Raw genomic sequence first — 22,317 nt, 5'->3', positions numbered from 1 at the left:
GCAGGGGTCCCGAGGTGCGTGTCCCACACCATGCCCTCCGGCTGTCAGGAATCGTGGCGCCGTATCGCTCACCCAGTCCTGCCAGACCGCGCTGTCGTCTGTGGTCGAGGGGGGCAGTCGCCGAGCGAGAGGAGAACAACAGCGTCGCCACCGCCTCCAACGAGTCCTTCGGCGGCGGCGCCGCTCGTCGGTCGACCGCTGTCCTACTCGCGCCACCGAAGACGCGGATCCACTTCCCGGCACCGAGCGCGTCGACCAGGTGAACTTCTGGATGCCGTTCACCGATGTCCGCGACACCGCCAATCGCACCGACCTCACCCGGGTGAGCCGCGACATGCGGTTCTCCTTCAAGGGCGCCAGGACCCGCGCTGACGGCGTCGAGCTGATGAACACCCTCACGGCCGCACTCCCGACCAGCCAGTCTGAACGCCCCGGAAGCCCGGGCCGGCGCAGAGCGTGAACACATCCCGTTGTGGACGCCGACGTCGCGCTCATCATGACCGGCCGGGGTTCTCCCCGCCGCACGGGACCGGCGGTACCGGTCTCGCGTCGCTGGAGGGGTACCGCCCTGCTGAGAGGGTGTACCGCATGGCCGACATGGTGGAACTCAGACAACTGCGGTACTTCCTCGCGGTGGCGGAGGAGCTCAGCGTCACTGCGGCGGCCCGGCGCTTCCACATGGCGCAGCCGGCGCTCAGCCAGGCCGTCACCAAGCTGGAGCGCCAGCTCGGTGTGGTCCTCTTCGACCGTGCGGGTGGCCGCCTGCGTCTCACCGCTGCCGGCCGGCTGCTGGTTCCCGAGGCCAGGGCCCTGGTCGACCGGGCCCGGGAGGTGACCGAACTTGTGCCCCACGCCCAGGGCCCCGAGCCGACGGTGCTGCGCGTCGGCTCCATCACCTCCGCCGTCTCCGGGCTGCTGCCCCGGGTGCTGCCCGCGTTCCTGGCCGCGCACCCCTGGGTGGTGCCGCGGGTGTCCGAACTGGGGCAACGGGCGCAGCTCGCGGCCCTGCGGGCCGGCGACATCGACCTCGGCGTCTGCCGCCTGGCCGGCGCCGAGCCCGGCACCGGCGCCGAGGTGCTGCCGCTGGCCGACGAGCCGCTGCGCTGCGCCGTGCCCGCCGGCCACCCGCTCGCCGCCGGCGGGCCGCTGTCGCTGAGTGAGTTGGCCGGGCGTGACCTGGTCGGCTTCCCGCGCTCGTTGGCTCCTGTGGCCTACGACACGATCGTCGCGGTGTGTATGCGGGCCGGGTTCTCGCCGCGGTTCGGCCACGAGGTGCACAACGACCAGGCCATCCTCGGCCTGGTCGCGTGCGGCCTCGGGCTCGCCCTGGTGCCCGAGCTGACGACCCGGATGACGATGCCGGGCGTGGTCTACCTGCGGCTCGTCGAGGAGTACGCCGTGACCCCCCTGTCGGTCGTGGTCGGCGCCGCGGGCCCGCCGGAGGCGGCGCTGCTGCTGCGCGCCGCGCTCAGCCGGGCGTTCCCGCCGGCGGAGTGACGAGCCGGGACGCCGTCATGTTGGCGACGTCGAAGCCGGTGCCGCGCTCCAGGGTGAGCTCGGTGGCGATCTGGCCGAACGCCGGGGCCAGCTTGAAGCCGTGTCCCGAGAAACCGGCCAGTACCACGGCCCGGTCCGTGCCGGGGAGTCGGTCCACGACGGCGGTGCGGTCCCGGGTGTAGGCGTCCGGGTAGACGGCGTACCTGACCGGGTCGGGGTGCAGCCCCGGCAGCAGCCGGCGCACCGCCTCGCCCACCGGGCGCAGCCTGGCCTCGTCGAAGTCCCGGGTGAACGCCTCAGGTCCCGGCAGTTCGCCCCACGCGTCGGCGAAGCCGGTCTTGACCGACATGCCGTCCAGCATCGGCACGCCGAACAGGTGGGTGCCGTCGGTGTCCCGGATGAACGCGGGGAACCTTTCGGGGGCGTAGGGCGCCGGGTCCGTGGGGGCGAACCAGGTGAGGACGATGGGTTTGACGGTGAGGTGGCCGGCCAGGGCGGGGACGAGCCGCTCGGTCCAGGGTCCTGCGGTGAGGACGACCCGGCCGACGGTGTACTCCGTGCCGCCCGCGGTGATCAGGACCCGGTCGTCCTCGGGGCGCACGCTCTCGACCGGGGTGTGGTCGAGCAGCCGGGCTCCGTGCCGGCGTGCCTGGCCGCAGGCGGCCAGCACGGCGAGTTCGGGGCGCAGCACCCCACCCATCGTGTCGAGGACGCCGATCTCCCCCTCACGGGGCAGGTGTTGCGGGTAGCGGGCGGCCAGCTGGTCGTGGTCGAGGATCTCGTGGTCGAGGCCGTGCTCGTCGACCGACCGGCGGACGTTGCGCATGGGCGGCAGTTCGGGCAGGCCGATGGAGAGGCAGCCGGTGGCGTGGAACAGCGGCAGGCCGCTCACCGCCGCCAGCTCCCTCCACAGCGACCTGGCGCTCCTGAGCATCGGCACGTAGCCGGCGCCCTCGTGGTAGGCCATGCGGAAGAGCCGGGACTCGCCGGCCGAGGCACCCCTGTCGTGGGCCAGTCCGTACCGCTCGAAGCCGAGGACCGAGGCCCCCGCGCGGGCGAGCCGCCAGGCCGTCATGGATCCCATGGCTCCGAGGCCGATGACCGCTACGTCGGCGTCCATGGCGGTTTCCTTCCAGTTCGAGGTGTTCACGGGGGGGGTGAGCGGACGGGACGGGGGTCAGGCGGTGGGGTGGCGCGCGGTCTCGGGCGCCACGGCGCCGGTCGATCGCCGCCAGGTGCCGCGGGCGAGGAGCAGCGCGGCCCCGGTGGCGAGCAGCCCGAGCGCCGTCCAGCCACCGGCCAGGGCCCACGCCGCGCCGGCGGCGACGATGGTGGGGGTGAGCGTGACGGTCAGAGTCTCGATGGGGGCGAGCGGCAGGTAGGCGAGGCCGAACTCGTCGAGGGTGCCGGACTCCAGCTTCGGGTCGCTCATCCGCAGCAGGGCGATGCCGGTGGAGACGGACCCGGTGGCCCAGCCCCAGGTGAACAGCGCCCGCTCGAACCAGTCACGCTCGAACACGCGGGGCGCGACGACCAGGAAGAGGACCAGGCAGATGGCGAGACCGAGGACGAAGAGCAGGACGAGCGGCGTGACGTACTCGGCGACGAAGCTGGGCACGATGGACGCGATGCCGCAGACGATCAGCACGTCGGTCGCGGTGCCGGAGACGCTCCTGATCGTCCGTGGGTCGACGTAGTGCCAGGCCGGGGTGCGACTGCCGGCCAGCCGGAGCAGCAGGCCGACGACGAAGGCCAACGCGAACACCGGGACCGCGAAGTCGGGGTAGAGGTCGCCGGCCCACTCGGCCAGCCCGTAGGCGGCCGCGGACACGGCGGCCACCAGCGACAGTTGCAGGGCCAGCGGCTCGATGGAGACGGCGGAGGTGGTGGCGGTGCCGGTCGAGGCGCGGTCGGCGGGTTCCCTGACGAGCCCGGAACGCAGTTCCTCCGGGAGGCTGTCGAAGGTGCCCACGCCCTTGGCGTGGCCGCGGCGGGCCCCCCAGTTGGTGATCACGATGCCGCCGACGATCCCGACCAGCATGCCGACGGTGGCCGAGGTGAATCCGAGGGAGCTGGCCTGCTGCCAGCCGTCCTCCTCGAAGGCCGAGCCGAGCGCGGCGGCGGTGCCGAAGCCACCGGCCCAGCCGGCGAACAACAGCGTCCCGAACGCCTCCGGAGTGCCCCACACCGGCCCGAGGAATATCAGCGCGAATATCACGCCGAGCCCGACCTGGACCGCATAACTGCCGATCGAGTAGAGCGAGAATTTTCCGGTCGATTTCCCGAAGGTGCCGAATCCGGAATCGTTCGACAGCGCGAGGCAAGCGAACACGACGACGATCAACACCGAAGCGTAGGTGCCGAGTTGGTCGGAGAACGGCAGGACGTCGAGCACTTCGGGGCCGAGCAGCAGCCCCAGGCCGCCGGCCAGCACGCTCGACGGCAGCATCAGGCGCTGGATGATCACCAGTCGGGCGCGGAGCAGGGCGCCGACGACGAGCAGCGCCGCGACGAGTCCCGCATCGCTCAACAGCGACCAGGGGGTGTATTCCATCCGTTCACTCCTCCGCCACGTGCTTTTCTTAGCCAGGATTTCTATCAGCAGCGGCGCGGCGGAGGATAGGGAGCTACCTATACGAAGAGTCGAACAGGGTTATACGCGGTAGTTATGGCGAGAAATTCTGACGCGCAGGTCATCGGCGGGAAACATCCGCGTGCCAGGCGGTTCGCTACGGCGCGTCGCGCAGCCGCAGGACGTAGGTCGCGGTGAGCGCGACGGCACGGTCCTCGTCGTGTGTCAGTTCCGCGAGGGCACGGGACGCGGTGGCCCCGGGATGTCCGCGAGCGCCTGGGTGAGCCCAGCGTGCTCAGCGCGTCGGCCGCGTCGGCGTCGTTCCGCTCCTCGACGACCATGTCGAGGAGCGTGGGGATCGCGTCGGCCACTCCCCCGTGCCCCCGAAGCCAGCGCCGCGTACCCGGTGCCCACGGTGTCGGGGTCGGTGAGGGCGTCCCGCAGCAGTGCGGTCGCCGCGCCAGACGTCGCGCAGCGAAAGACCCAGCGCCCGCAGGCTCTCGACGTGGAAGATCCGGCGGATGTCCTCGCCGGAGTACTCCCGGTAGCCGGAGTCGGTGCGGCCCGTCGGCCGCACCAGGCCGAGCGCCTCGTAGTGCCTGAGCATCCGGGCGCTGACCCCGGACCGTCGCGCGACCTCACCGATCAACACCGTCTACCGCTCCTCCTGGGCCCTGGCCGTCTCCGCCGAGGGCCACGACGCGCTTCGCCTCCTCGACCGCGAACTCGAACCCGGCGTCCGGGTCGCGCCACAGCCGTTCCGGGACCGCGCGGCGGGTCCTCCGACCGCCACTTTTTCTTATAGAGGGAAGTTCAAACGAATGTATTGCTGTAGGCGGAATCAGACCGTAGCTTGCAGGGCACCCCGTTCAAGCACGAAGGAGTCGCCATGAGCCGGTCCGAAACCACCGCTGTCGTGTCATGAGCCTCGAAGGGGCCGCAGCGGCCACAAGCGCTCCTCAGGGGACAGCTCGGGCACGTCTGGCGGACAGCTCTGGTCGTGTGACGCGCCTTCTCGGTCAGCGCTGGGTGCGGGACCTCGGACTGAAGATCGCCGGGGTGCTCGCGGTGCTGCTGGCGTTGGAGTTGTGCTCGCGCACCGGGCTGCTCTCCCGTGGCTGGTTTCCGCCGATCACCGAGACCTACGCGGAGTTGTTCAAGCTGGCCGCCGGGCATCCGCTCTGGACGGAGATCGGTCGCACGCTGAGCGGCTGGGCCCTGGGGTTGGCGCTGGCCAGCCTGCTGGCCGTGCCCTGCGGCATCCTGCTCGGCTCCAACCAGACCGCCTACCGGGCGGCCCGGGTGGTCATCGAGTTCTGTCGCCCGGTGCCCTCCGTGGCGCTGATCCCGCTGGCGGTGCTGGTCTACGGCGTCGGCCTGGAGATGAAGGTCTTCCTGATCGTCTTCGTCACCTTCTGGCCGATCCTGCTCCAGGTGATCTACGGGATGCAGGACGTGGACCCGGTGGTGCGGGACACCGCCCGGTCCTATGGGCTGCCGCCGAGCGCCAGGTTCTTCCGGGTCACCCTGCCGAGCGCCGCCCCCTACATAGCCACCGGGCTGCGGATCTCCTCCGCCATCGCTCTGGTGCTGGCGGTCACCGCCGAGCTGGTGGTGGGCGCGCCCGGCCTCGGGCAGTCGATCGTGGTGGCCCAGTCCAACGCCAACCTGCCGCGGATGTACGCCCTGATCATCGTCACGGGACTGGTCGGTTGGCTGCTCAACAGCGTCTTCCAGTCCGTCGAGCGTCGGTTGCTGAAGTGGCACCCGTCGCAGCGCCAGGAGGTGGCCCAGTGAACCGCCGTGTCCTCGGGCTCCTGCTGGAGCTGGCCCTGCCCGCCGCTCTGCTGGTCGGCTACGGCCTGTGGACGGCCCGGGCACAGAGCTTCTACTTCCCGCCGCTGGGCGAAATCCTCCAGTACTTCCGTGAGTTGTGGCTCTTCGATCGGGTGAGCAGCGACCTGGTGCCCTCACTGCTGCGGATGTCGGCCGGCTACCTGGCCTCGGTCGCCGTCGGCGTGACGCTTGGCCTGGTGTTGGGGATGTCCAGGATGCTGCGCACCGCCGCCGAGCCGGTGGTGGAGTTCCTGCGCGCGCTGCCGGCCCCGGCGCTGATCCCGTTCTCCCTGCTGCTCTTCGGCTCCGGCGACAGCTCCAAGATCTTCGTGATCGTGCTGGGCGCGGTGTGGCCGATCCTGCTGAACACCATCGACGGGGTGCGGGGGGTCGACGGTCAGCAGTTGGACATGGCCCGCGCCTACCACGTCCCGTTGGGCGCTCGGGTGCTGCGGATCATCCTGCCGGGCGCGGCCCCGCGGATCTTCGCCGGTATGCGCACCTCGCTGGCCATCGCGATCATCCTGATGGTGGTCTCCGAGATGGTGGCCAGCAGCAACGGCCTCGGCTACTTCGTGCTGGAGCAGCAACGCTCCTTCGCCATCCCGGAGATGTGGACCGGGATCATCCTGCTCGGGGTGCTCGGCTACGTCCTCAACTGGCTCTTCCAGCGCCTGGAACGTCGGGTGCTGGCCTGGCACTTCGGTCTCAAGGGCCTGGCCTCGCCGGCCGCCGCCACGAACACCAGAACCGCCAAGCGGTCGGCGCGTTCCGCCGCCCCCTCGTCCGACGGAGAAGTCTGATGCTCAACGTTTCCCACCTGCGGAAGGTCTACGGCCCCGACCCGAGCGCGGCGCCGGCCGTGGCGGACCTCGACTTCACCGTCGAGGACCGGGAGTTCGTCTGCATCCTGGGCTCCTCCGGGTGCGGCAAGACCACCATGCTGCGCTGTCTGTCCGGCCTGATCCCCTACACCTCTGGCGAGATCACGCTACGCGGCGAGCCGGTGACCGGGCCGCCCAAGGACATGGCGTTCGTCTTCCAGGACTACAGCCGCTCGCTGCTGCCCTGGATGACGGTCCGCCGCAACATCGCCTTCCCGCTGCGCTACAAGGGGGTGGACCGCCGGGAGGCGGCGGCGCTGACCGAGGAGGCGCTGGACGCGGTGGGCCTGGCCGGCCGGGGCGACCGCTTCCCCTGGCAGCTCTCCGGGGGCATGCAGCAGCGGGTGGCCATCGCCAGGGCGCTGGCCTACCGGCCAAAGATCCTGCTGATGGACGAGCCGTTCGCCTCGGTGGACGCCCAGACCAGGTCGGGGCTCGAGGACCTGCTGCTCCAGGTCTGGGAGCGCTACGGGGTGACCGTGCTCTTCGTCACCCACGACATCGACGAGGCGATCTATCTCGCCGACCGGGTGCTGGTGCTGCGTCCGCCGGCCTCCGTGGGCCACGAGGTGACGGTGAACCTGCCGCGTCCCAGGGACCAGGTGCGCACCAAGGAGAACCCGGAGTTCGCCCGGCTGCGCGGCGAGCTGTTCGCCGCGATCGACGGCGGGGCGGTGGCGGCGTGAGCGGGCGGCGAGGCCGGCAGGGTACGTTGGCCGGCGCGCTCGCCGGGCTGCTGGTGCTCGGCACGGCGGCCTGTAGCGACTACGGGGGCGACCTGTCCGGGGCCGACGTCTCCGGCGGCGGGGACGGCGACGGCGACACCCTGGTGGTCTCGGAGACCGCCGGCGTGCCGTCCTCGTTCCTGGCCTACGGGGTGTCCCAGGGCTACTTCGCCGACGAGGGGGTCGACCTCCGGGTGAGCCCGTCCAGCGGCGGCGCGAGTGTGATCCCCGCGCTGCTCAGCGGCGACATCGACGTGGCCGGCTCCAACGTGGTCTCGGCGATGATCGCGATGGGGCGGCGGATGCCCATCCAGATGGTGGCGGCCGGCACCTCCACCGCGGAGGAGCCGGCGGAGGACTTCGCCTCGCTGGTGGTCCCGGAGGACAGCCCGATCACCTCTCCGGAGGATCTGGACGGGAGCAGGATCGCGGTCAACTCGCTCCAGAACATCAATGACGTGGTGATCAACTCGGTGCTGACCGAGGCGGGTCTTTCCAACGACGACGTCCGCTTCGTGGAGATGCCGTTGCCGGACATCCCGGCGGCGATCCAGCGCGGGGACGTGGACGCCGGCCTGTTGATCGAACCGTTCGCCTCCATCGGCCGTTCGCAGGGTCTGCGGGTGCTCGCCAGCCCCTATGTCAACACCCGGCCCGGGTTGCAGATCGGCACCTACCTGATGACCTCGGAGCGGGTGGCGGACGACCCCGAGCTGGTGGCGGCGTTCCGGGCCGGCGTCGAGCGGACGGCGCGTTCGGTGGCGGAGGACCCGGACGCCTTCCGCGAGGCGCTGCCCGAGATCAGCGACCTGTCCCCGGAGTTGGCCGGCGAGATGAACCTGCCGGTCTGGCACGGCGGCAACGACCGGGAGTCGATCGAGGCCATCCACGCGGTGATGCGGGAGATCGGACTCACCGACGCCGAGTTGGACTACGAACGCGCCGTGGCGGACTGACCACCGCGCTTCCCCGGCCCCGCCCTCACCGCCCCGAGGGCGGGCCCCGCGCGGCCCGGGGTCAGGTGAGCTGCCCGCGCAGCGTCTCCTGGAGCTGGTCCCTGGCGGTCAGCAGCAGCTCGGCCAGCCGCCCCGCCTGCTCCCTGGCGGCGAGGCGGTGCGCCGGGACCACGACCGCCACCGAGGCCAGCGGGGTGCCGGCCCGGTCCCGGAGGACGGCGGCCACGGCGGAGATGCCCAGCTCACCCTCCTCGAGGTTGACCGCGTAGCCCAGCCGCCGGATCTCGGCCAACTCGGCGGCCAGCGTGGTCCATTCGGCGACCGAGAACTCGGTGCGGGTGACCAGCTCGGCGTCCGCGAACCGGCGGGCCAGCTCGGACTCGGGCATCGCGGCCAGGATCGCCTTGCCCGCGGCGGTGCAGTGTGCCGGCAGCACCACCCCGGTGCGGTTGCCGACCCGGACCGCTCGGGGGCTCTCCACGCAGTCGATGAACCGGACGTTGCGCCCCTCCAGCAGCGAGAGGCTGACCGTCTCCTCGGTGCGGTCCCTGACCTCCTCCAGCACCGGCCTGGCCACCTGCCGGATGTCGACCCGGCCGATGGCGGCCAGCCCGATCTCGCTGAGCACCGGACCGGGCCGGTAGGCGGTGTTGGGCTTCTCCTGGAGCACGAAACCGCGCCGGCGCAGCGCGTTGAGCAGCCGGTGCGCGGTGGAGGGCGCGACCCCCAGTTCGTCGGCGGCCTCCGAGACGCGCAGCGCCTGCCGCTCCCCGATCAGTTCGAGGAGCCGCAGGGCGTTGTCCACCGAGCTGATGCCCGAACCGGCGCCGCTCAACGGGGCGGTGGCCCGGCGCCCCGCGGGAACATTTTTCGGCATAAAAGAATTCTAGCCCACTTCTTTTCCGTCGAGGAGTCCCGGGCGGTGCGGGATTCACCGCCTGCCCGGGACCCCGGGCGCGGTCAGCCCCGCCGGACGGCAAGGGTCATCGCGCCCACCCCGGCGATCGACGCGTGCACGGTGTCGCCCGGTTCGATGGCCCCCACCCCGGGCGGCGCGCCGGTGAAGACCAGATCGCCGGGGAGCAACGTCATCATGTGGGAGGCGTAGGAGACGATCGCCGGCACGGGCGTCAACAGGTCCCGGGTGTTGACGTGTTGCCGTTCGCCGCCGTTGACGTCCAGCCGGATCTCCAGGGCGCCGGGGTCACCCATCTCGTCGGCGGTGACCAGCACCGGGCCGAGCGGGCTGAAGGTGTCATAGCTCTTGCGGCGGGAGCGGTCGGCCGCCGAGCGCACCGTGATGTCCAGCCCGAGGGTGTAGCCCAGGACGTGGTCGAGCGCCCGCTCCTCCGGGATGTCACGACCGCCCCGCCCCACCACGATCACCAGCTCCGACTCGTGGTGGATCTCCTGACCGGCGGCGACGATCTCCTCCGGGAGCACGATGTCGTCGGCGGGGCCGGAGAGCGAGGACGGCGACTTCAGGAAGACGTCGAAGTTCATCATCCAGGACTCCACGCCGCCCAGGGTGCGCTCCTGGACCCCGTGCATCTCTGCCACGTGGTCGGCGTAGTTGCACGCGCAGGCCACGATCTTGCTGGGGTTGACGGCGGGCGCCCGCAGCCGCACCTCGGCGAGCGGCCGCCCCTCGCCGGCCGCGGCGGCCGCGGCCAGGCGCGGCCGCGCCTCGGGGAAGTCCCGGCACAGCCGGCGCCACCAACCGGAGGTCAGCGGCTCCGGGTCGTGCGGCCAACCCAACGCCTCGGTGACGTCGACCACCCGCGCCCCCTCCCCCGTTCCATCCACCACGCCCAGGCGATGGTCGTCGAAGATCACCAGCTTCATGTCGTCCTGTTCTCCTTCGGTTCGGCGGCCGGGGTCGGCCGGGCGGCTGGGTCGGTCCGGGTGGGCCCGGCGGGCTCAGCCGAAGACATCGGTGATCTCCTGGGCCGGCGGCAGGCGCTCCTCGCGGTAGACGCCAAGCGCGCGGAGCACCGGGTCGTCGCCGAGCGAGAACAGGTCCGCGCCGTCGACGCTGTGGTGTTCCTCGGCCACCCAGGACGGGACCACGAACATGTCGCCCGCGGTCCAGTCGAAGCGACGCCCGTCGAGCACGCTGTGGCCGGACCCCCGGAAGACCACGTAGATCCGGTTGCCGCTGCGCCGAACCGGGGTGGACCCGCCGCCGGGCCGCACCCGGTGCATGCCACAGGAGAGGGTGGGCAGCACGCTGGCGCCGGAACGCGGGTTGGTGAACTCCACGCTGACCAGCGGCTCCTCGCCTCCCGCGGCCAGCTCGGTGAGCCGCCGGTCGGTCTCCGCCCAGCGGTAGACCAGCAGCCCGGACGGCTCCGCGTCGAGCGGGCCGCGCACCGCGCCGGCCACCATGGTGTCGGCCAACGCGCCGCCGGCCCCCAGGAACTCCCGCTCGGAGCGGTTGTGTTCGCCCACCACCGGCTGTCGCAGCTCGGGGTGCGGCTCGAAGAAGACGGCGTCCAGGGCCTCGATCATCGGCAGGTCGAGGCCGTCGAACCAGTACATGTGGTCGTCCCCGCCGTTGGCGTGGTCGTGCCAGGCGCCACCGGGGGTGAGCACCAGGTCGCCGGGGCGCATGTCGCAGGCATCGCCGTCCACCGTGGTCCACACGCCGTCGCCCTCGATGACGAAGCGGACGGCGCCCGGGGTGTGCCGGTGCGCGGGGGCGGTCTCCCGGGGGCCGAGGCACTGGAGCGCGCCCCAGAGGGTGCCGGCCGCGTAGGGCCGGCCGCCAAGACCCGGATTGGTCAACGAGAGGACCCGGCGCTCCCCGCCACGCTCCACCGGAACCAACCGGATGGCGCGTTCGGCGAGCGGACGCAGGTCCGAGGCGCGCCAGAGCCAGGGCACCGCCCGGGGCCGGGGCGTCGGGGTGAGCAGCTGCTCGGTGATGGTCCACAGCGGGCGCAACCCGGCGGCTTCGATGTCCTGGTAGAGGGCACACAGCTCCGGGTCGGTCTCCTGGGACACCTGGGACTCCCGGGTCTCCGGGGTCTCCTCGGCGATGGGCATGGGGGCCTCCAGATCGTCGGCGGATGGGTGCGGGCGTCGGCGGACGGGTGCGGCGGCTCAGGGCACGCGGGTGCCGGCGTGCTCGGGAGTGCTCCCGGGCGGGAGACCGATCCCGAAGCGGCGCACGCTCTCCAGCAGCGAGGCCCGGCGCATGTAGGCACGGGCGCGCACCGGGTCGGCCGCGATCGTTCGCATCTCGTCGTGCGCGGCGCGGCGGCGGGTCTCGTCGGTCTCCATCAGCCGCTCGGTGTTGCGCTGGGTGTCGGCCTGGACGTACTCCACGGCGACCCGGTGGCGGCGTTCGGCGAAGGCGTCCAACTCGGCGTCCACGTCGGCGCCGCCCGCCGCGATCCGCCCGATGCGACGGGCCAGGTCGACCGCGTCGTGGATGCCGCTGTTGAGGCCGACCCCGCCCATCGGGCTGTTGATGTGCGCGGCGTCCCCGACCAGCAGCACGTCACCGACCCGGAAGGTCTCGGCGACCCGCTGGTGGACACGGTAGAGCTGCCGGTCGATGATCGGATAGCCCTCCGCCCGGGGTGCCACCCCCTGGAACTGGCGGCGCAGGGTGTCCTCGTCCAGCGCCTCCGCCTCGCTCTGCCCGGCGGGCACCGGCCAGACCGCGCGCCAGGACTCCGGGGTGCGCAGCAGGAAGAGCCACTCGCGCGGATCGGCGACGTAGTTGACCTCGGCGATGCCCGGCAGCACCTGGGCGAGGTCGACGGAGGTGCTGGCGATCAGGAACCGCTCCGGATAGGTGAAGCCGGCGAACTCGACCCCCAGGGCGCCGCGCACCGTGCTGCCGGCTCCGTCAGCGCCGATCGCGTATGAGCCGGTCAGCTCCTCGGTCCCGGTCGCGGTCCGGAGGGAGACCGTCACCCCACCGCCGGGACGCTGCCGCAAGCCGGTGACCCGGCTGCCGAAGCGCAGTTCCACGCCCGGGGTGGTGCGCAGCCGTTGGTGCAGCATCCGGACCAGGTGCTGCTGGTTGAGCTGAAGTCGGTGGGGGAACGGCGTCTCGTCCGCCAACAGCCGGAAGTCGAACTCGGCTATCAGCCCCTCCACGCGGTCCCGGAAGTGGTAGATCGGCACGCGCAGGCCCTCGGCGTGCATCTGCTCGGAGACGCCCAGCTCGTCGAGGAGTTCAAGCGTCGCCGCGTGAAAAGTGGAGGCCCGCCAGTCGGTCTTCGGCTCGTCCTCGGCCTCGATCAGGACGACCGGCACATCGAGACGGGCCAGCCAGGCGGCGGCCACCATCCCCACCGGGCCGCCGCCGACCACCAGGACCGGCCCGTCGTTGAGTCCACGCTGTTGTGCTGCCATGGGCTCAACCTCTCACGGGTTCCATGCATAGGAAATAGCACTTGCATGATTTCCGTAGTGTAGAAAAACATGCTGCCGTCCGGCCCGGGACGGTGGGTCGACCGTCACTCGCCGGAGCTGGGCGGCGGCATGGCCTGTTCGGTCAAGATGACCTTGCCGGTGCTGGTGTAGCGGGTGCCCCAGCTGGCGACCATCTGCGTGACGAGAAACAGTCCGCGCCCGCCCTCGTCGCCGCTGGCGGCGCTGCGCGGGTGCGGGGCGATGGCGCTGCCGTCGGCGACCTCGCAGATCAGGCTGCGGTTGCGCAGCAGGCGTAGCCGGATGGGTCCCGCGGCGTGGCGGATGGCGTCGCCGAGGAGCTCACTGACGACCAGTTCGGTGGTGAAGGCCAGTTCCTGGAGGCGCCACTCGGTCAGCTGCTCGGTCACGGCGGCACGCATTCCGGCGACGGCCGACGGGTCGGCGGGCAGCTCCCACTGCGCGACATGGCGCGCGTCGAGGGCGTTGGTGCGGGCGACGAACAGCGCGATGTCGTCCAGGGGGCGGTCCGGCAGCAGCGCGTCCGTCACCGCCTGACAGTCCGCTCGGGCGATCGGAAGGTGCGAGGCTCCCCTTCCATGGCGCTGGACCAAGCACTCGTCGATGCCGCGGTGGACCTGATGAGCCGACGCTGGCCCCCGGGTGAGCCAGGCGGGGCGGCGGCCGTCCGGGTGGCTGACGGAGGCGTTCTCACCAGCGTCGGTCTGGACAATCTCAACGCGGCGGTGATCCTCTGTCATGAGACCGGAGCGCTCATCCAGGCGTTCACCGAACAGCGTGCCGTCGTCGCGTCCGTCTGAGTCAGCCGGGACCCGGACCACGATCGGGTCCTGATCCTGCCTCCGTGCGGAATCTGTCAGGAACGGCTGGCTCTCTGGGGCCCCGCCGTGGAGGTCGCGGTTCCCCAACCCGGCGATCCGACCTCCTGGGAGACGCGCGCACGACCTCAGGCCCCCGAGGTGGACTTGTCGTCGTCGGTGGCTGCCGCGGGGCGGACCATGACGCCCTGGCCGGCGGCGCTCGGCGGGATGCCGTACTCCCGGCGGAAGGCCTTGTTGAAGGTCTGTAGGTCGCGGAAACCCACCATCGGCGCGACCGCCTTGACCGGCAGCGATGTACTCGTCAGTAGGTGATGGGCTCGGGCGACGCGGTGGCGGCGGATGTAGCCGACGACGGTGCTGCCGAGTTGCGCGCGGAACAGCCGGCCCAGGTGGTTGTGGGAGAGGCCGACGAGCTCGGCGAGTTCGGCTACGCCGAGCGGTTCGCGCAGTCGGGTCTCGATGTGGGTGAGCGCGGCGCGCACCGCGGGGTGGAGGCCGAGGGCGTCGTCGTAGCGGGAGACCTGGCGGCCGGCGAGGTGGCACAGCAGGCTCCACAGCTCGGCCCGCCCCAGGTGGGGCAGCCGGGCGTGGGAGTCGAGCGCGGTCTGGAAGCGGTCGCGGACGCGGGGCAGGTCGGCCCCGCAGTCCAGCATCACGGGCAGTTCGACGCCGTCACCCGGCGCGGCGTCCGGCAGCCGGATGTGGGCGAAGAGGTGCACGGCCTCGCCGTGGTAGCGGTATCGGGTGGCCGTGCCGGGCGGCACCAGGCTCACCCGGCCAGGGGCGATCGGAAGGACCGCGCCGCCGACTTCCAACTCGCCCGAGTAGCCGTAGAGATGGAGCGACCAGAGGTCAGGAAGGCACCATTCGTCCACCCGGCTGACGACGCCGTGCCGACCCACCCCGATGTCCGCGATGACGGGCGGTTCCCGCAACGGCACCGCCCATCGCACCGGTGATCGCGTGTCCGACATGCCGCGACGCTACCTCCGTGTGGCCCCGGCGCGCCATGGTGAGAACGGACCAGTGATGTCGCGTCCCGCCCATTGGCCCGTCCCCGTTTCCGGTCCTACCGTCGTCCGGCACCTACCAGAAATTCCCGCCCCGGAGTGCTGACTGATGCCCGACCTGCCACGTCCCGAGCCCTTTGTTCCCACGCTGGAATCCCTCGGGGAGTTCGTCTGTCCGGACTGGTTCCGCGACGCCAAGCTGGGCATCTGGTCCCACTGGGGACCGCAGTCCGTCCCCAGGTACGGGGACTGGTACGCCCGCAACATGTATGTCGAGGGTTCTGACCAGTACCGCTACCACGTACGCAGGTACGGGCACCCGTCGGAGTTCGGCTACAAGGATCTGGTAAAGCTCTGGAAAGCCGAGCATTTCGACCCCGACGGATTGATGGATCTGTATGCCCGCGCCGGTGCGCGCTATTTCGTCGCGCTCGCCTCACACCACGACCACTTCCTCACCTACCCGTCCCGACTGCATCGCTGGAACGCGGCCGAGGTCGGTCCCGGCAAGGACATCGTCGGTCTGTGGCGGGCGGCCGCGCACCGGCACGGCCTGCCGTTCGGGCTGACCGAGCACCTGGGCGCGGCGTTCAGCTGGTGGGCGGTGAACAAGGGCTCGGACGCGACGGGTCCGCGGGCCGGGGTGCCCTACGACGGCGCGGACCCCGCCTTCGAGGACCTCTACCTGCCCAACCACGAACACCACCGTGCCGGGCGGCGGCCGGACCCCGTCGCCCCCTGGTACACCCCCGACGAGTGGTGGCACCTGCGCTGGCTGGAGCTGGTGACGGAGATGATCGACCGCTACCAGCCCGACCTGCTCTACTCCGACGGCGCCCCGCCGTTCGGCCCGCAGGGCCTCGACGCCGGACTGCGCGCCGCCGCCCACCTGTACAACACCAGCGCGGCCGCCAACGACGGGCACAACCAGGCCGTCTACCTGCACAAGGACCGCCAGGAACACGTCCGCCGCATCGGCGTCCTGGACGTCGAACGCAGCCAGGAGGAACGGCTGACCCCCTACCCCTGGCAGACCGACACCTGCGTCGGCGGCTGGTTCTACGACGTGCGCGCCGTCTACAAGACCCCGGCCCACGTGATCGAGATCCTCGTCGACGTCGTGGCCAAGAACGGCAACCTGCTCCTCAACATCCCGCAACTCCCGGACGGGACGATCGACGAGGAGTGCCGGCACCTGCTGACCGAACTCGCCGACTGGATGGCGCTGTGCGGCGAGGGCATCCACGGCACCAGGCCGTTCCGCGACGGCGTCGAGGGCTCCAGCGGTGTCGTCGTCGACGGCTTCACCGAGACGCGCGTTCCGTGGACCGCCGCCGACCACCGGCTCACCCGCCGCGACCGGACCGTCTACGCCTTCCAGATGGCCTGGCCGAAGGACGGCCGCACCGTCATCCGCAGCATCCGCCTCGAGGACCGCGTCGCCGCCGTGCGGCTGCTGGGCCACGGCCCTGTGCCCTTCGATCAGATCTACCCCGGCGGCGAGCTGGTCGTCGACCTCCCCGACCACGCCCCCACCCCCTACGTCAACGCCCTGGCCGTCGAGCTCGGATCGGACTGAGGCGACCATGGCGCGACACGGAATCACCAGACGACGCCTGCTCGGCGCGGCGGCCGGCCTCGGCGCGGCCACCGCGGCGGCCGGCGGCCTCGCCGGCTGCGGGTTCACCCGCGACCGGGACGAGCTCCTCTTCGGCTTCCACGGGGACACCGTCTCCATCGGCATCTACGAGAGCATCGTCGAGCTCTACCGGCGCAAGTACCCCGAGGCCCGGATCGGCTACACCTACGCCGATTCCTGGGGCTTCTCCCAACGGCTGCCCCTGATGCTCCGCGGCGGCACGGCGCCCGACGTGATGGTCGTCGCGGAAAGCTGGGTCTCCGGCCTCAGCCACCTCGGGGGATACGCCGACCTGACGGACTTCGTCGAGGCCGACGGCCTGACGGAGGACCGGTGGGTGCCCGGTTCCCTCAACCCCGCCCGGATCGGCGACCAGTTGCTGTGCCTGCCCGTCATCGTCTATCCCAAGGGCATCGCCTACAACGCGACGCTGCTCACCGAGCGCGGGGTGCCCCTCCCCCAGCCGGGCTGGAGCGAGCGTGACGTCGTCGAGACCGCGGCGGCCGTGGCATCCGGCGGCGATCGGGTCTGGGGGATGCCCGCCGCCTTCGGCCTCTTCCCCTACGACGTGGCCACGGTCCACGGCGGGCTGCCGTTCTCGGTGGAGAGCCGGACGATGACCGCGACCGACGAGCGCATGGTGTCGGCGGTCGAGCTGATCTCGGACCTCATCCACGAGCACCGGGCCATGCCGACCGGCGCCCAGTCGCAGTACGCGGTGAACTTCACCAGCGGTGTCTTCGGGATGGAGCTCTTCCCCGGCTACGCGCTCGCCTCCTACCGGGAGCAGATCGGTACCCGATTCGAGTGGGGCGTCGCGCCCTATCCGGCAGAGTGGGTCGGCACCTACCAGAACAACAACGTGGCGATCTTCGGCGGCTCGCGACGCAAGGAAGAGGCCTGGCACTTCGCCACGTTCCTGTCGACCGACCCCGACGCCCAGCGGCTCCTCCAGCCCATCGGCACGCCCGCGCTGGCGACGGCCGCCGCCCAGTGGCAGGACGACCTTCAGCCGGAGGACCGAGCACTCCCCTGGACACAGATGCTCCAGGACATGGACCGCCAGCTCGTCGCCTACCAGGGCGGCATCTTCAACAAGGTGTGGGACATCCTCGGCCAGGAGGTCGAGGCGGTGCAGACGCGCGACGTCCCGGTCCGCGAGGCCCTGCGCCAGGTGCAGGAACGCGGCACCCAGATCCTGCGGGCCTGAACGGCCGGATCGGAAAACCTCATGACCACTCTTCTCAGGACTCCCCCCGCGCGGTCCACAACCCCGATCTCCCGCTGGCGAAAGGCAGCACGCTCGGAATCCGCGGCCTTCTGGCTCTTCCTCAGCCCCTGGCTGATCGGCCTCGTCGGCCTCACCCTCGGGCCGATGCTCTACTCCCTGTACGCCGCCTTCACCCGATGGGACGGCGTGAACGCACCCGAGTTCATCGGCATACAGAACTTCCGGGTCATGTTCACCGCGGACCCGGACTTCTGGCCCTCCTTCGGGCGCACCTTCCTCTACGCCGGCGCCCGGGTCGCGCTGGGCACCGTCCTCGCCCTGGCCCTCGCCGCCATGGTCAATACCCGCATCTGGGGCCGGACGTTCTTCCGCACAGTCTTCTTCCTGCCGTCGATCGTGACGGGGGTGCCGCTCATCGTCGTCTGGTTGTGGATGTTCGACCCCACGGCGGGGATTCTGAACCACCTCCTCGGCCGGGTCGGGATCGAGGGCCCCGACTGGCTGGCCAGCAGCACCTGGTCGATCCCCGCGCTGGTCCTGATGAGCCTGACCGCCACCGGCGGCGCGATGATCATCTTCCTGGCCGGCCTCCAGGACATCCCCAACGACCTACGGGAAGCCGCCACCGTGGACGGCGCCGGCTGGTGGGCGCGGTTCCGCAACGTCACCGTGCCGCTGCTGTCCCCCGTCATCCTCTTCAACGTCATCATGGGGCTCATCGGCGCCCTGCAGATCTTCGCCGAGCCCTTCATCATGACCGGCGGTGGCCCCGAACGCTCCACCTACTTCTTCGGCCTCTACCTGTACAACGAGGCCTTTTCCTACTCCAACGTGGGCTACGCCTCGGCACTGGCCTGGGTGCAGTTCCTGGTGATCGTGCTGCTCACCGTCGCCGTGCTGCGCCTCTCCCGCCGACACGTCCACTACCTGGGCTCCTGACGCCCCGAGTACCGCGGAGGAACCCGCCGGCCATGGTCAAGAACAACACGCTCAGACTGACGCTGCCCCGAGGGCGTGTCGCGCTCGTCCCGCTCTACGTCCCCCTGTGCATCGCCGCCTTCTTCTTCATCCTGCCCTTCCTGTGGATGCTCTCCGGCGCCTTCAAGGAACCCAGCGAGATCACCGCCTATCCCCCCACCTTCTGGCCCGAGCGCTTCGACACCGACAACTTCTCCACCGCCGCGGCCGGCATCTCCATCTGGCGCTACTTCGGCAACTCCCTCCTCGTCGCCGTCGTCTCGACCATCGGCACCGTGCTGTGCTGCTCGCTGACCGCATTCGCCTTCGCCCACCTACGCTCCCGGGCCCGTGGCCCGCTCTTCGCGGTGCTGCTGTCCACGATGATGTTGCCGCCCTTCATCACCCTGATCCCCTCCTACTCGATCTACCAGGAGCTCGGCTGGCTCGACACCTATCTGCCGCTCACCGTGCCCAGCTTCCTCGGGGTCGGCGGAGCGTTCTACATATTCCTGCTGCGGCAGTTCTTCCTCGGCATCCCGAAGGAGCTCTTCGAGGCCGCCCACATCGACGGCGCCAGCCGGCTGCGCCAGTACGCGCAGATCGCGCTACCCCTGTCCAGGCCCGCCCTGATGACAGTGGCGCTCTTCCAGTTCGTCGCCTCCTGGAACGACTTCTTCAGCCCGCTGATCTTCCTGACGGACTCCGCCAAGTTCACGCTGCCCGTCGGAATCCGCTTCTTCCAGACGCTGTACGCCACGGACTACGGCACCCTGCTGGCCGCCAGCTGTGTCGCCGTGGCACCCGTCCTCCTGCTGTTCCTCATCGCTCAGCGCTTCTTCGTCCAGGGCATCGCCACCACAGGTGGAAAGGGTTGACACGGTCGGTCGGCCAAGGGCTGCCCGGCACGCCGGTGAGCGGGCCCTCGCACGGGCCTGCCGGGAGTCGCGGTCAGCCTCAGTCGCTTCCGGACGTGGGGGGACCGCCCGGGAAGTCGTCGAGGTGTCGGTGCCCCGCCTCGCCGACGCCGTCAGCATTCACCTGTTGGACGTCGTTTTCCGGGGTGAACTGCCCGCGCCGATTCTGTCCGGGCCCGTCGCACTGCGCCCGGCAGTAGGCCCTTCGGCGGTGTCGGCCGCGGGGGAACGGGCCGCGCCGGACGAGATGGTCCGCCTCAGCCCCTCCCGGAGGAGACGGGTGTGAGAACCAGTCACTCGGCTCGGCCCCCTCGCTGAGTCAGTCTCCCAGCCCTCCAGGCCCGGCCCACCGTCACGTGTACGAGGCGCCCGCGGCACCGCGGGCTGCCGAGTCGGCCAGGGCCTTCACCCGTTCGGCTGGCACCGGGACTCCTGGAGTCTGAGCGGCCCATTGCTGCAACTCCTCGGCGTTCATCCCGGAGGGCGGTTGCCCGACATAGAGGACGCCGTAGAGCGCGGTGTTCGGTCCGCTCCGCCAACTGTCGGCGAGGCTGCCGATGTCCACCGCGTCATGGCCAAGAGCGTCCAGCAGTTGTGTCGCCTCCCCCTTGGCGCCCGCGTCATTGCCCGCGATCGGCAGCGCGTTGCGGTCGGAAGCACCAGCCGGCCGAGCGAGGCTGAGCAACTGGTGTGGCCCAATGCTGTTGAGGGCTTTCACGACGTGGGCGTCGGCGAGGTGTCGTTGGACGAGTTCGCTTGAGGTGAGTTCGTTGGTGTCGAGTTCGGTGATGTGGCCGTCGCGTTCCGGGTAGTAGTTGGTGGTGTCGACGACGGTCTTGCCGGCCAGGGCCGTGGCGGGGAGTTGATCGTGGGCGTGGAGGGGGACGGCTGCCACGACGAGGTCGCCGGCCTGGGCGGCTTCGGTGGGCGTGGCCGCCCGGGCGCGCGTGCCGAGTTCCGCGACGAGGTCGGTGAGGGTCTCAGGTCCGCGGGAGTTGCTGAGCACCACATCCAGACCTGCCGCTACCGCCAGCCGGGCCACCGTGCCGCCGACGTGGCCGCAGCCGATGATTCCGAGGGTCTTCGTCACGTGCGGCGTCTCCCGTCGAGTCGGGTCCGGGCACCGCGGGTCTCCGAGAAGCCCGCGGTGTCGCGAGGGTGCGGGCGAACGTTCAGGTGGGAACTCCAGTCGCACGCCGCATGAGGGCGTCGAAGGCGCGGTCGGGCAGGACGCGCCGCATGGCGATCATCGGGCGGGCGGCGAAGCCGGTCGCGTAGCGGGTCTTGGGGCGGCGGGCGGTGACGGCCTTGCCGATGGCGTCGGCGATGACCTGGGGTGGGGAGTTGCGCTTGGCGTTGGCTTCGGAGCTGAGGGAGGTGGCCACGGCGTCGGCCTGCTTGGCATACGGGCCCGTGCCGGAGGTCTCCCGGAGGTGGTCGGCGGCGATGCCGCCCCACTCGGTGGCGATGCCGCCGGGCTCGATGACGACGACGTCGATACCAAAGGGCTTGACCTCCATGCGCAGGCAGTCGCTGAGGGCTTCGATGGCGAACTTGGTGCCGTGGTACCACCCGCCGAGCGGGGTGTGGATCTTGCCGCCCATGGAGCTGATGTTGATGATCGTGCCGCCGTGCTGGGCGCGCATGTGGGGCAGGGCGAGCTGGGCCAGCCGCATGGCGCCGAAGACGTTGACCTCGAACTGGCGGCGGGCCTCGGCCATGGGCACGTCCTCGATCGCACCGTAGGAGCCGTAGCCGGCGTTGTTCACCAGCACGTCGATCCGGCCCGATTCGGCGACGATCCGCTCGACGCCGGCACGCATGGACGCGTCGTCGGTGACGTCCATCGCCAGCGGCAGGACGCCACGGTCGGCCAGCGGCTCCAGGCGCTCGGTGCGACGTGCCGCGCCGTAGACGGTGTAGCCGAGTTCCTTGAGTTTCAGGGCGGTGGCCTCGCCGATGCCGGATGAGGCACCGGTGACAAGGGCGATCTTGGCGGTCATGGCATATTCCCTACGACTCATGTCCCTACGGGTAAGATGATGAACCATGGTTCACTCACTAGTGTGAACCATGGTTCACCCACGCGCAAGCACAGATCCCCCATCCGCTGGAGAGCTTCCATGGCCCAGCCCCGAACGCGCCGTCCCGTCGCGGTCCGCAACCGCCAGAAGATCCTGGCGGCCGCCCACGAGCAGATAACCCGACATGGGCCAGACGCCGGGATGGACGAGATCGCCGCCGCCGCCGGAGTGGCCGTCGGCACCCTCTACCGGCACTTCCCCACCAAGACCGACCTGGTCGCCGCCGTCGTCGCCCAGTCCGTCGCGGCCGTCGCCGACGACGCCGAGGCCGCCTGCGCCCGGGTCCGGGCGGGCTCCCGCGCCCTGGACGAGATCACCGACTTCTTCGGCCGCGTCATCGAGGCCGCCGCCACCGACCAGGCCGTCAAGGCCGCGGCCCGAGCCCTCGGCGCCGACCCGGACCACAAGGCCACGGAGGACCGCGCCAGCGCGGCCCTGGCCAGACTCATCCAGGCCAGCCAGACCGACGGCGACCTTCACTCCGACGTCACGGTGGACGACATCTACCTGCTCTTCTCGACCGCTCCCACCGACCAGCCGGTCACCGCCCGCGCCCGCTGGCTCACCCTCGTCTTCACCGGCCTCACCACCCACAGCCGCACCACGAACGACTGACCACACGATCGACCGCCATCGCCGCGAGCGGGCCGCCCTGAATCGATGACCACCCCCGGTTCATCCCGATCGCCCAGGTGGTGCCACAGCCGTCCGGGCGGGCGGTGTGCCAGGCGTTCATCGAGGCGATGCGCCGTTTCGGCATCCCCGCGGAGGTCCTGAC

At 70.9% G+C, this 22,317-nt stretch carries 22 protein-coding genes and 1 pseudogene; 12 read left to right on the top strand and 11 right to left on the bottom strand.

What is annotated here, in order from left to right:
• Positions 1–271: 271 nt before the first annotated feature.
• Complete coding sequence (locus ACFWI8_RS07465; RefSeq protein WP_387086939.1) at positions 272–460, top strand: hypothetical protein; 189 nt, start codon at positions 272–274, stop codon at positions 458–460.
• Between the two features lie 128 nt (positions 461–588).
• Positions 589–1,497, top strand: coding sequence for a LysR substrate-binding domain-containing protein (locus tag ACFWI8_RS07460; RefSeq protein ID WP_387086937.1), 909 nt, complete (start codon positions 589–591; stop codon positions 1,495–1,497).
• Here the strand turns inward: ACFWI8_RS07460 and solA are convergent.
• The 3 genes and pseudogenes from solA to ACFWI8_RS07445 all read right to left on the bottom strand — a co-directional run bounded on the left by solA (position 1,469) and on the right by ACFWI8_RS07445 (position 4,721).
• Positions 1,469–2,617 (bottom strand): N-methyl-L-tryptophan oxidase, encoded by a 1,149-nt coding sequence (gene solA, locus ACFWI8_RS07455; RefSeq protein ID WP_387086935.1) that lies wholly within the window; start codon positions 2,615–2,617, stop codon positions 1,469–1,471. The genes ACFWI8_RS07460 and solA overlap by 29 nt on opposite strands.
• Before the next feature lie 57 nt (positions 2,618–2,674).
• The gene (locus ACFWI8_RS07450; protein ID WP_387086933.1) at positions 2,675–4,051 is read right to left on the bottom strand and encodes a sodium/glutamate symporter; all 1,377 of its coding nucleotides are present in this window, start codon (positions 4,049–4,051) and stop codon (positions 2,675–2,677) included.
• A gap of 175 nt (positions 4,052–4,226) precedes the next feature.
• A pseudogene (locus ACFWI8_RS07445) lies at positions 4,227–4,721 on the bottom strand (MerR family DNA-binding transcriptional regulator).
• Between the two features lie 350 nt (positions 4,722–5,071).
• On the opposite strand from ACFWI8_RS07445, the gene ACFWI8_RS07440 reads away from it, so the two are divergent.
• From ACFWI8_RS07440 to ACFWI8_RS07425, 4 genes are read left to right on the top strand one after another with little or no spacing between them, the layout of a single operon-like run.
• The gene (locus ACFWI8_RS07440) at positions 5,072–5,866 is read left to right on the top strand and encodes an ABC transporter permease (protein ID WP_387086931.1); all 795 of its coding nucleotides are present in this window, start codon (positions 5,072–5,074) and stop codon (positions 5,864–5,866) included.
• On the top strand, positions 5,863–6,708 hold the full coding sequence (locus tag ACFWI8_RS07435; protein WP_387086929.1) for an ABC transporter permease: 846 nt from the start codon (positions 5,863–5,865) through the stop codon (positions 6,706–6,708). Before ACFWI8_RS07440 ends, ACFWI8_RS07435 begins: the two co-directional genes overlap by 4 nt.
• A complete protein-coding gene (locus tag ACFWI8_RS07430) occupies positions 6,708–7,475 on the top strand; it encodes an ABC transporter ATP-binding protein (RefSeq protein WP_387086927.1) in 768 nt (255 codons plus the stop codon). The genes ACFWI8_RS07435 and ACFWI8_RS07430 overlap by 1 nt, the downstream gene beginning before the upstream one ends.
• A complete protein-coding gene (locus tag ACFWI8_RS07425; RefSeq protein WP_387086925.1) occupies positions 7,472–8,470 on the top strand; it encodes an ABC transporter substrate-binding protein in 999 nt (332 codons plus the stop codon). Before ACFWI8_RS07430 ends, ACFWI8_RS07425 begins: the two co-directional genes overlap by 4 nt.
• A 61-nt stretch (positions 8,471–8,531) precedes the next feature.
• On the opposite strand, the gene ACFWI8_RS07420 is transcribed toward ACFWI8_RS07425, so the two are convergent.
• The 5 genes from ACFWI8_RS07420 to ACFWI8_RS07400 all read right to left on the bottom strand — a co-directional run bounded on the left by ACFWI8_RS07420 (position 8,532) and on the right by ACFWI8_RS07400 (position 13,410).
• A complete protein-coding gene (locus ACFWI8_RS07420) occupies positions 8,532–9,347 on the bottom strand; it encodes an IclR family transcriptional regulator (protein WP_387086923.1) in 816 nt (271 codons plus the stop codon).
• An 83-nt stretch (positions 9,348–9,430) separates the two neighbouring features.
• A complete protein-coding gene (locus ACFWI8_RS07415) occupies positions 9,431–10,315 on the bottom strand; it encodes a fumarylacetoacetate hydrolase family protein (protein ID WP_387086921.1) in 885 nt (294 codons plus the stop codon).
• A 75-nt stretch (positions 10,316–10,390) separates the two neighbouring features.
• Entirely contained in the window at positions 10,391–11,518 is a 1,128-nt protein-coding gene (locus tag ACFWI8_RS07410; protein WP_387086919.1) for a cupin domain-containing protein, read from the bottom strand.
• Positions 11,519–11,575: 57 nt separating this feature from the next.
• Positions 11,576–12,841, bottom strand: coding sequence for an FAD-dependent oxidoreductase (locus tag ACFWI8_RS07405; RefSeq protein WP_387086917.1), 1,266 nt, complete (start codon positions 12,839–12,841; stop codon positions 11,576–11,578).
• Positions 12,842–12,945: 104 nt separating this feature from the next.
• The gene (locus tag ACFWI8_RS07400) at positions 12,946–13,410 is read right to left on the bottom strand and encodes an ATP-binding protein (protein ID WP_387086915.1); all 465 of its coding nucleotides are present in this window, start codon (positions 13,408–13,410) and stop codon (positions 12,946–12,948) included.
• A gap of 48 nt (positions 13,411–13,458) precedes the next feature.
• Here ACFWI8_RS07400 and ACFWI8_RS07395 point away from each other — a divergent pair, with 48 nt between their 5' ends.
• A complete protein-coding gene (locus tag ACFWI8_RS07395) occupies positions 13,459–13,680 on the top strand; it encodes a hypothetical protein (protein ID WP_387086913.1) in 222 nt (73 codons plus the stop codon).
• Positions 13,681–13,826: 146 nt separating this feature from the next.
• Here the strand turns inward: ACFWI8_RS07395 and ACFWI8_RS07390 are convergent, their stop codons facing one another.
• On the bottom strand, positions 13,827–14,675 hold the full coding sequence (locus ACFWI8_RS07390) for a helix-turn-helix domain-containing protein (protein ID WP_387086911.1): 849 nt from the start codon (positions 14,673–14,675) through the stop codon (positions 13,827–13,829).
• Positions 14,676–14,820: 145 nt separating this feature from the next.
• Between ACFWI8_RS07390 and ACFWI8_RS07385 the strand changes: the two genes are divergently transcribed.
• From ACFWI8_RS07385 to ACFWI8_RS07370, 4 genes are read left to right on the top strand one after another with little or no spacing between them, the layout of a single operon-like run.
• A complete protein-coding gene (locus ACFWI8_RS07385; protein ID WP_387086909.1) occupies positions 14,821–16,290 on the top strand; it encodes an alpha-L-fucosidase in 1,470 nt (489 codons plus the stop codon).
• A gap of 7 nt (positions 16,291–16,297) precedes the next feature.
• Positions 16,298–17,560 (top strand): extracellular solute-binding protein, encoded by a 1,263-nt coding sequence (locus ACFWI8_RS07380; protein ID WP_387086907.1) that lies wholly within the window; start codon positions 16,298–16,300, stop codon positions 17,558–17,560.
• Positions 17,561–17,581: 21 nt separating this feature from the next.
• A complete protein-coding gene (locus ACFWI8_RS07375; protein WP_387086905.1) occupies positions 17,582–18,520 on the top strand; it encodes a carbohydrate ABC transporter permease in 939 nt (312 codons plus the stop codon).
• Positions 18,521–18,552: 32 nt separating this feature from the next.
• Positions 18,553–19,416: a carbohydrate ABC transporter permease gene (locus ACFWI8_RS07370; protein WP_387086903.1), complete on the top strand. Its 864-nt coding sequence runs from the start codon at positions 18,553–18,555 to the stop codon at positions 19,414–19,416.
• 391 nt (positions 19,417–19,807) lie between these two features.
• Here ACFWI8_RS07370 and ACFWI8_RS07365 read toward each other — a convergent pair whose 3' ends face one another.
• Together ACFWI8_RS07365 and ACFWI8_RS07360 are read right to left on the bottom strand one after the other, a co-directional pair.
• Positions 19,808–20,545, bottom strand: coding sequence for an NADPH-dependent F420 reductase (locus ACFWI8_RS07365; protein ID WP_387086901.1), 738 nt, complete (start codon positions 20,543–20,545; stop codon positions 19,808–19,810).
• An 82-nt stretch (positions 20,546–20,627) separates the two neighbouring features.
• Entirely contained in the window at positions 20,628–21,458 is an 831-nt protein-coding gene (locus ACFWI8_RS07360; RefSeq protein ID WP_387086899.1) for an oxidoreductase, read from the bottom strand.
• A gap of 120 nt (positions 21,459–21,578) precedes the next feature.
• On the opposite strand from ACFWI8_RS07360, the gene ACFWI8_RS07355 reads away from it, so the two are divergent.
• Positions 21,579–22,154 (top strand): helix-turn-helix domain-containing protein, encoded by a 576-nt coding sequence (locus ACFWI8_RS07355; RefSeq protein ID WP_387086897.1) that lies wholly within the window; start codon positions 21,579–21,581, stop codon positions 22,152–22,154.
• Positions 22,155–22,317 lie beyond the last annotated feature (163 nt).

It is taken from the genome of Streptomyces sp. NPDC127098 (genome assembly GCF_042722465.1).
GTDB classification, from domain to species: domain Bacteria; phylum Actinomycetota; class Actinomycetes; order Streptomycetales; family Streptomycetaceae; genus Streptomyces; species Streptomyces millisiae.
Note: the sequence above shows the minus strand (reverse complement) of the source record. Positions and strands in the feature narration are given on the sequence as shown.

Bases quoted from the DNA above. Each gene is read 5' to 3' on its own strand.
- ACFWI8_RS07395 (WP_387086913.1), top strand. From the start codon at position 13,459: ATGGCGCTGGACCAAGCACTCGTCGATGCCGCGGTGGACCTGATGAGC.
- ACFWI8_RS07465 (WP_387086939.1), top strand. From the start codon at position 272: ATGCCGTTCACCGATGTCCGCGACACCGCCAATCGCACCGACCTCACC.
- ACFWI8_RS07405 (WP_387086917.1), bottom strand. From the start codon at position 12,841: ATGGCAGCACAACAGCGTGGACTCAACGACGGGCCGGTCCTGGTGGTC.
- ACFWI8_RS07355 (WP_387086897.1), top strand. From the start codon at position 21,579: ATGGCCCAGCCCCGAACGCGCCGTCCCGTCGCGGTCCGCAACCGCCAG.
- ACFWI8_RS07370 (WP_387086903.1), top strand. From the start codon at position 18,553: ATGGTCAAGAACAACACGCTCAGACTGACGCTGCCCCGAGGGCGTGTC.
- ACFWI8_RS07360 (WP_387086899.1), bottom strand. From the start codon at position 21,458: ATGACCGCCAAGATCGCCCTTGTCACCGGTGCCTCATCCGGCATCGGC.
- ACFWI8_RS07450 (WP_387086933.1), bottom strand. From the start codon at position 4,051: ATGGAATACACCCCCTGGTCGCTGTTGAGCGATGCGGGACTCGTCGCG.
- ACFWI8_RS07385 (WP_387086909.1), top strand. From the start codon at position 14,821: ATGCCCGACCTGCCACGTCCCGAGCCCTTTGTTCCCACGCTGGAATCC.
- ACFWI8_RS07375 (WP_387086905.1), top strand. From the start codon at position 17,582: ATGACCACTCTTCTCAGGACTCCCCCCGCGCGGTCCACAACCCCGATC.
- ACFWI8_RS07410 (WP_387086919.1), bottom strand. From the start codon at position 11,518: ATGCCCATCGCCGAGGAGACCCCGGAGACCCGGGAGTCCCAGGTGTCC.
- solA (WP_387086935.1), bottom strand. From the start codon at position 2,617: ATGGACGCCGACGTAGCGGTCATCGGCCTCGGAGCCATGGGATCCATG.
- ACFWI8_RS07390 (WP_387086911.1), bottom strand. From the start codon at position 14,675: ATGTCGGACACGCGATCACCGGTGCGATGGGCGGTGCCGTTGCGGGAA.
- ACFWI8_RS07460 (WP_387086937.1), top strand. From the start codon at position 589: ATGGCCGACATGGTGGAACTCAGACAACTGCGGTACTTCCTCGCGGTG.
- ACFWI8_RS07430 (WP_387086927.1), top strand. From the start codon at position 6,708: ATGCTCAACGTTTCCCACCTGCGGAAGGTCTACGGCCCCGACCCGAGC.
- ACFWI8_RS07415 (WP_387086921.1), bottom strand. From the start codon at position 10,315: ATGAAGCTGGTGATCTTCGACGACCATCGCCTGGGCGTGGTGGATGGA.
- ACFWI8_RS07380 (WP_387086907.1), top strand. From the start codon at position 16,298: ATGGCGCGACACGGAATCACCAGACGACGCCTGCTCGGCGCGGCGGCC.
- ACFWI8_RS07420 (WP_387086923.1), bottom strand. From the start codon at position 9,347: ATGCCGAAAAATGTTCCCGCGGGGCGCCGGGCCACCGCCCCGTTGAGC.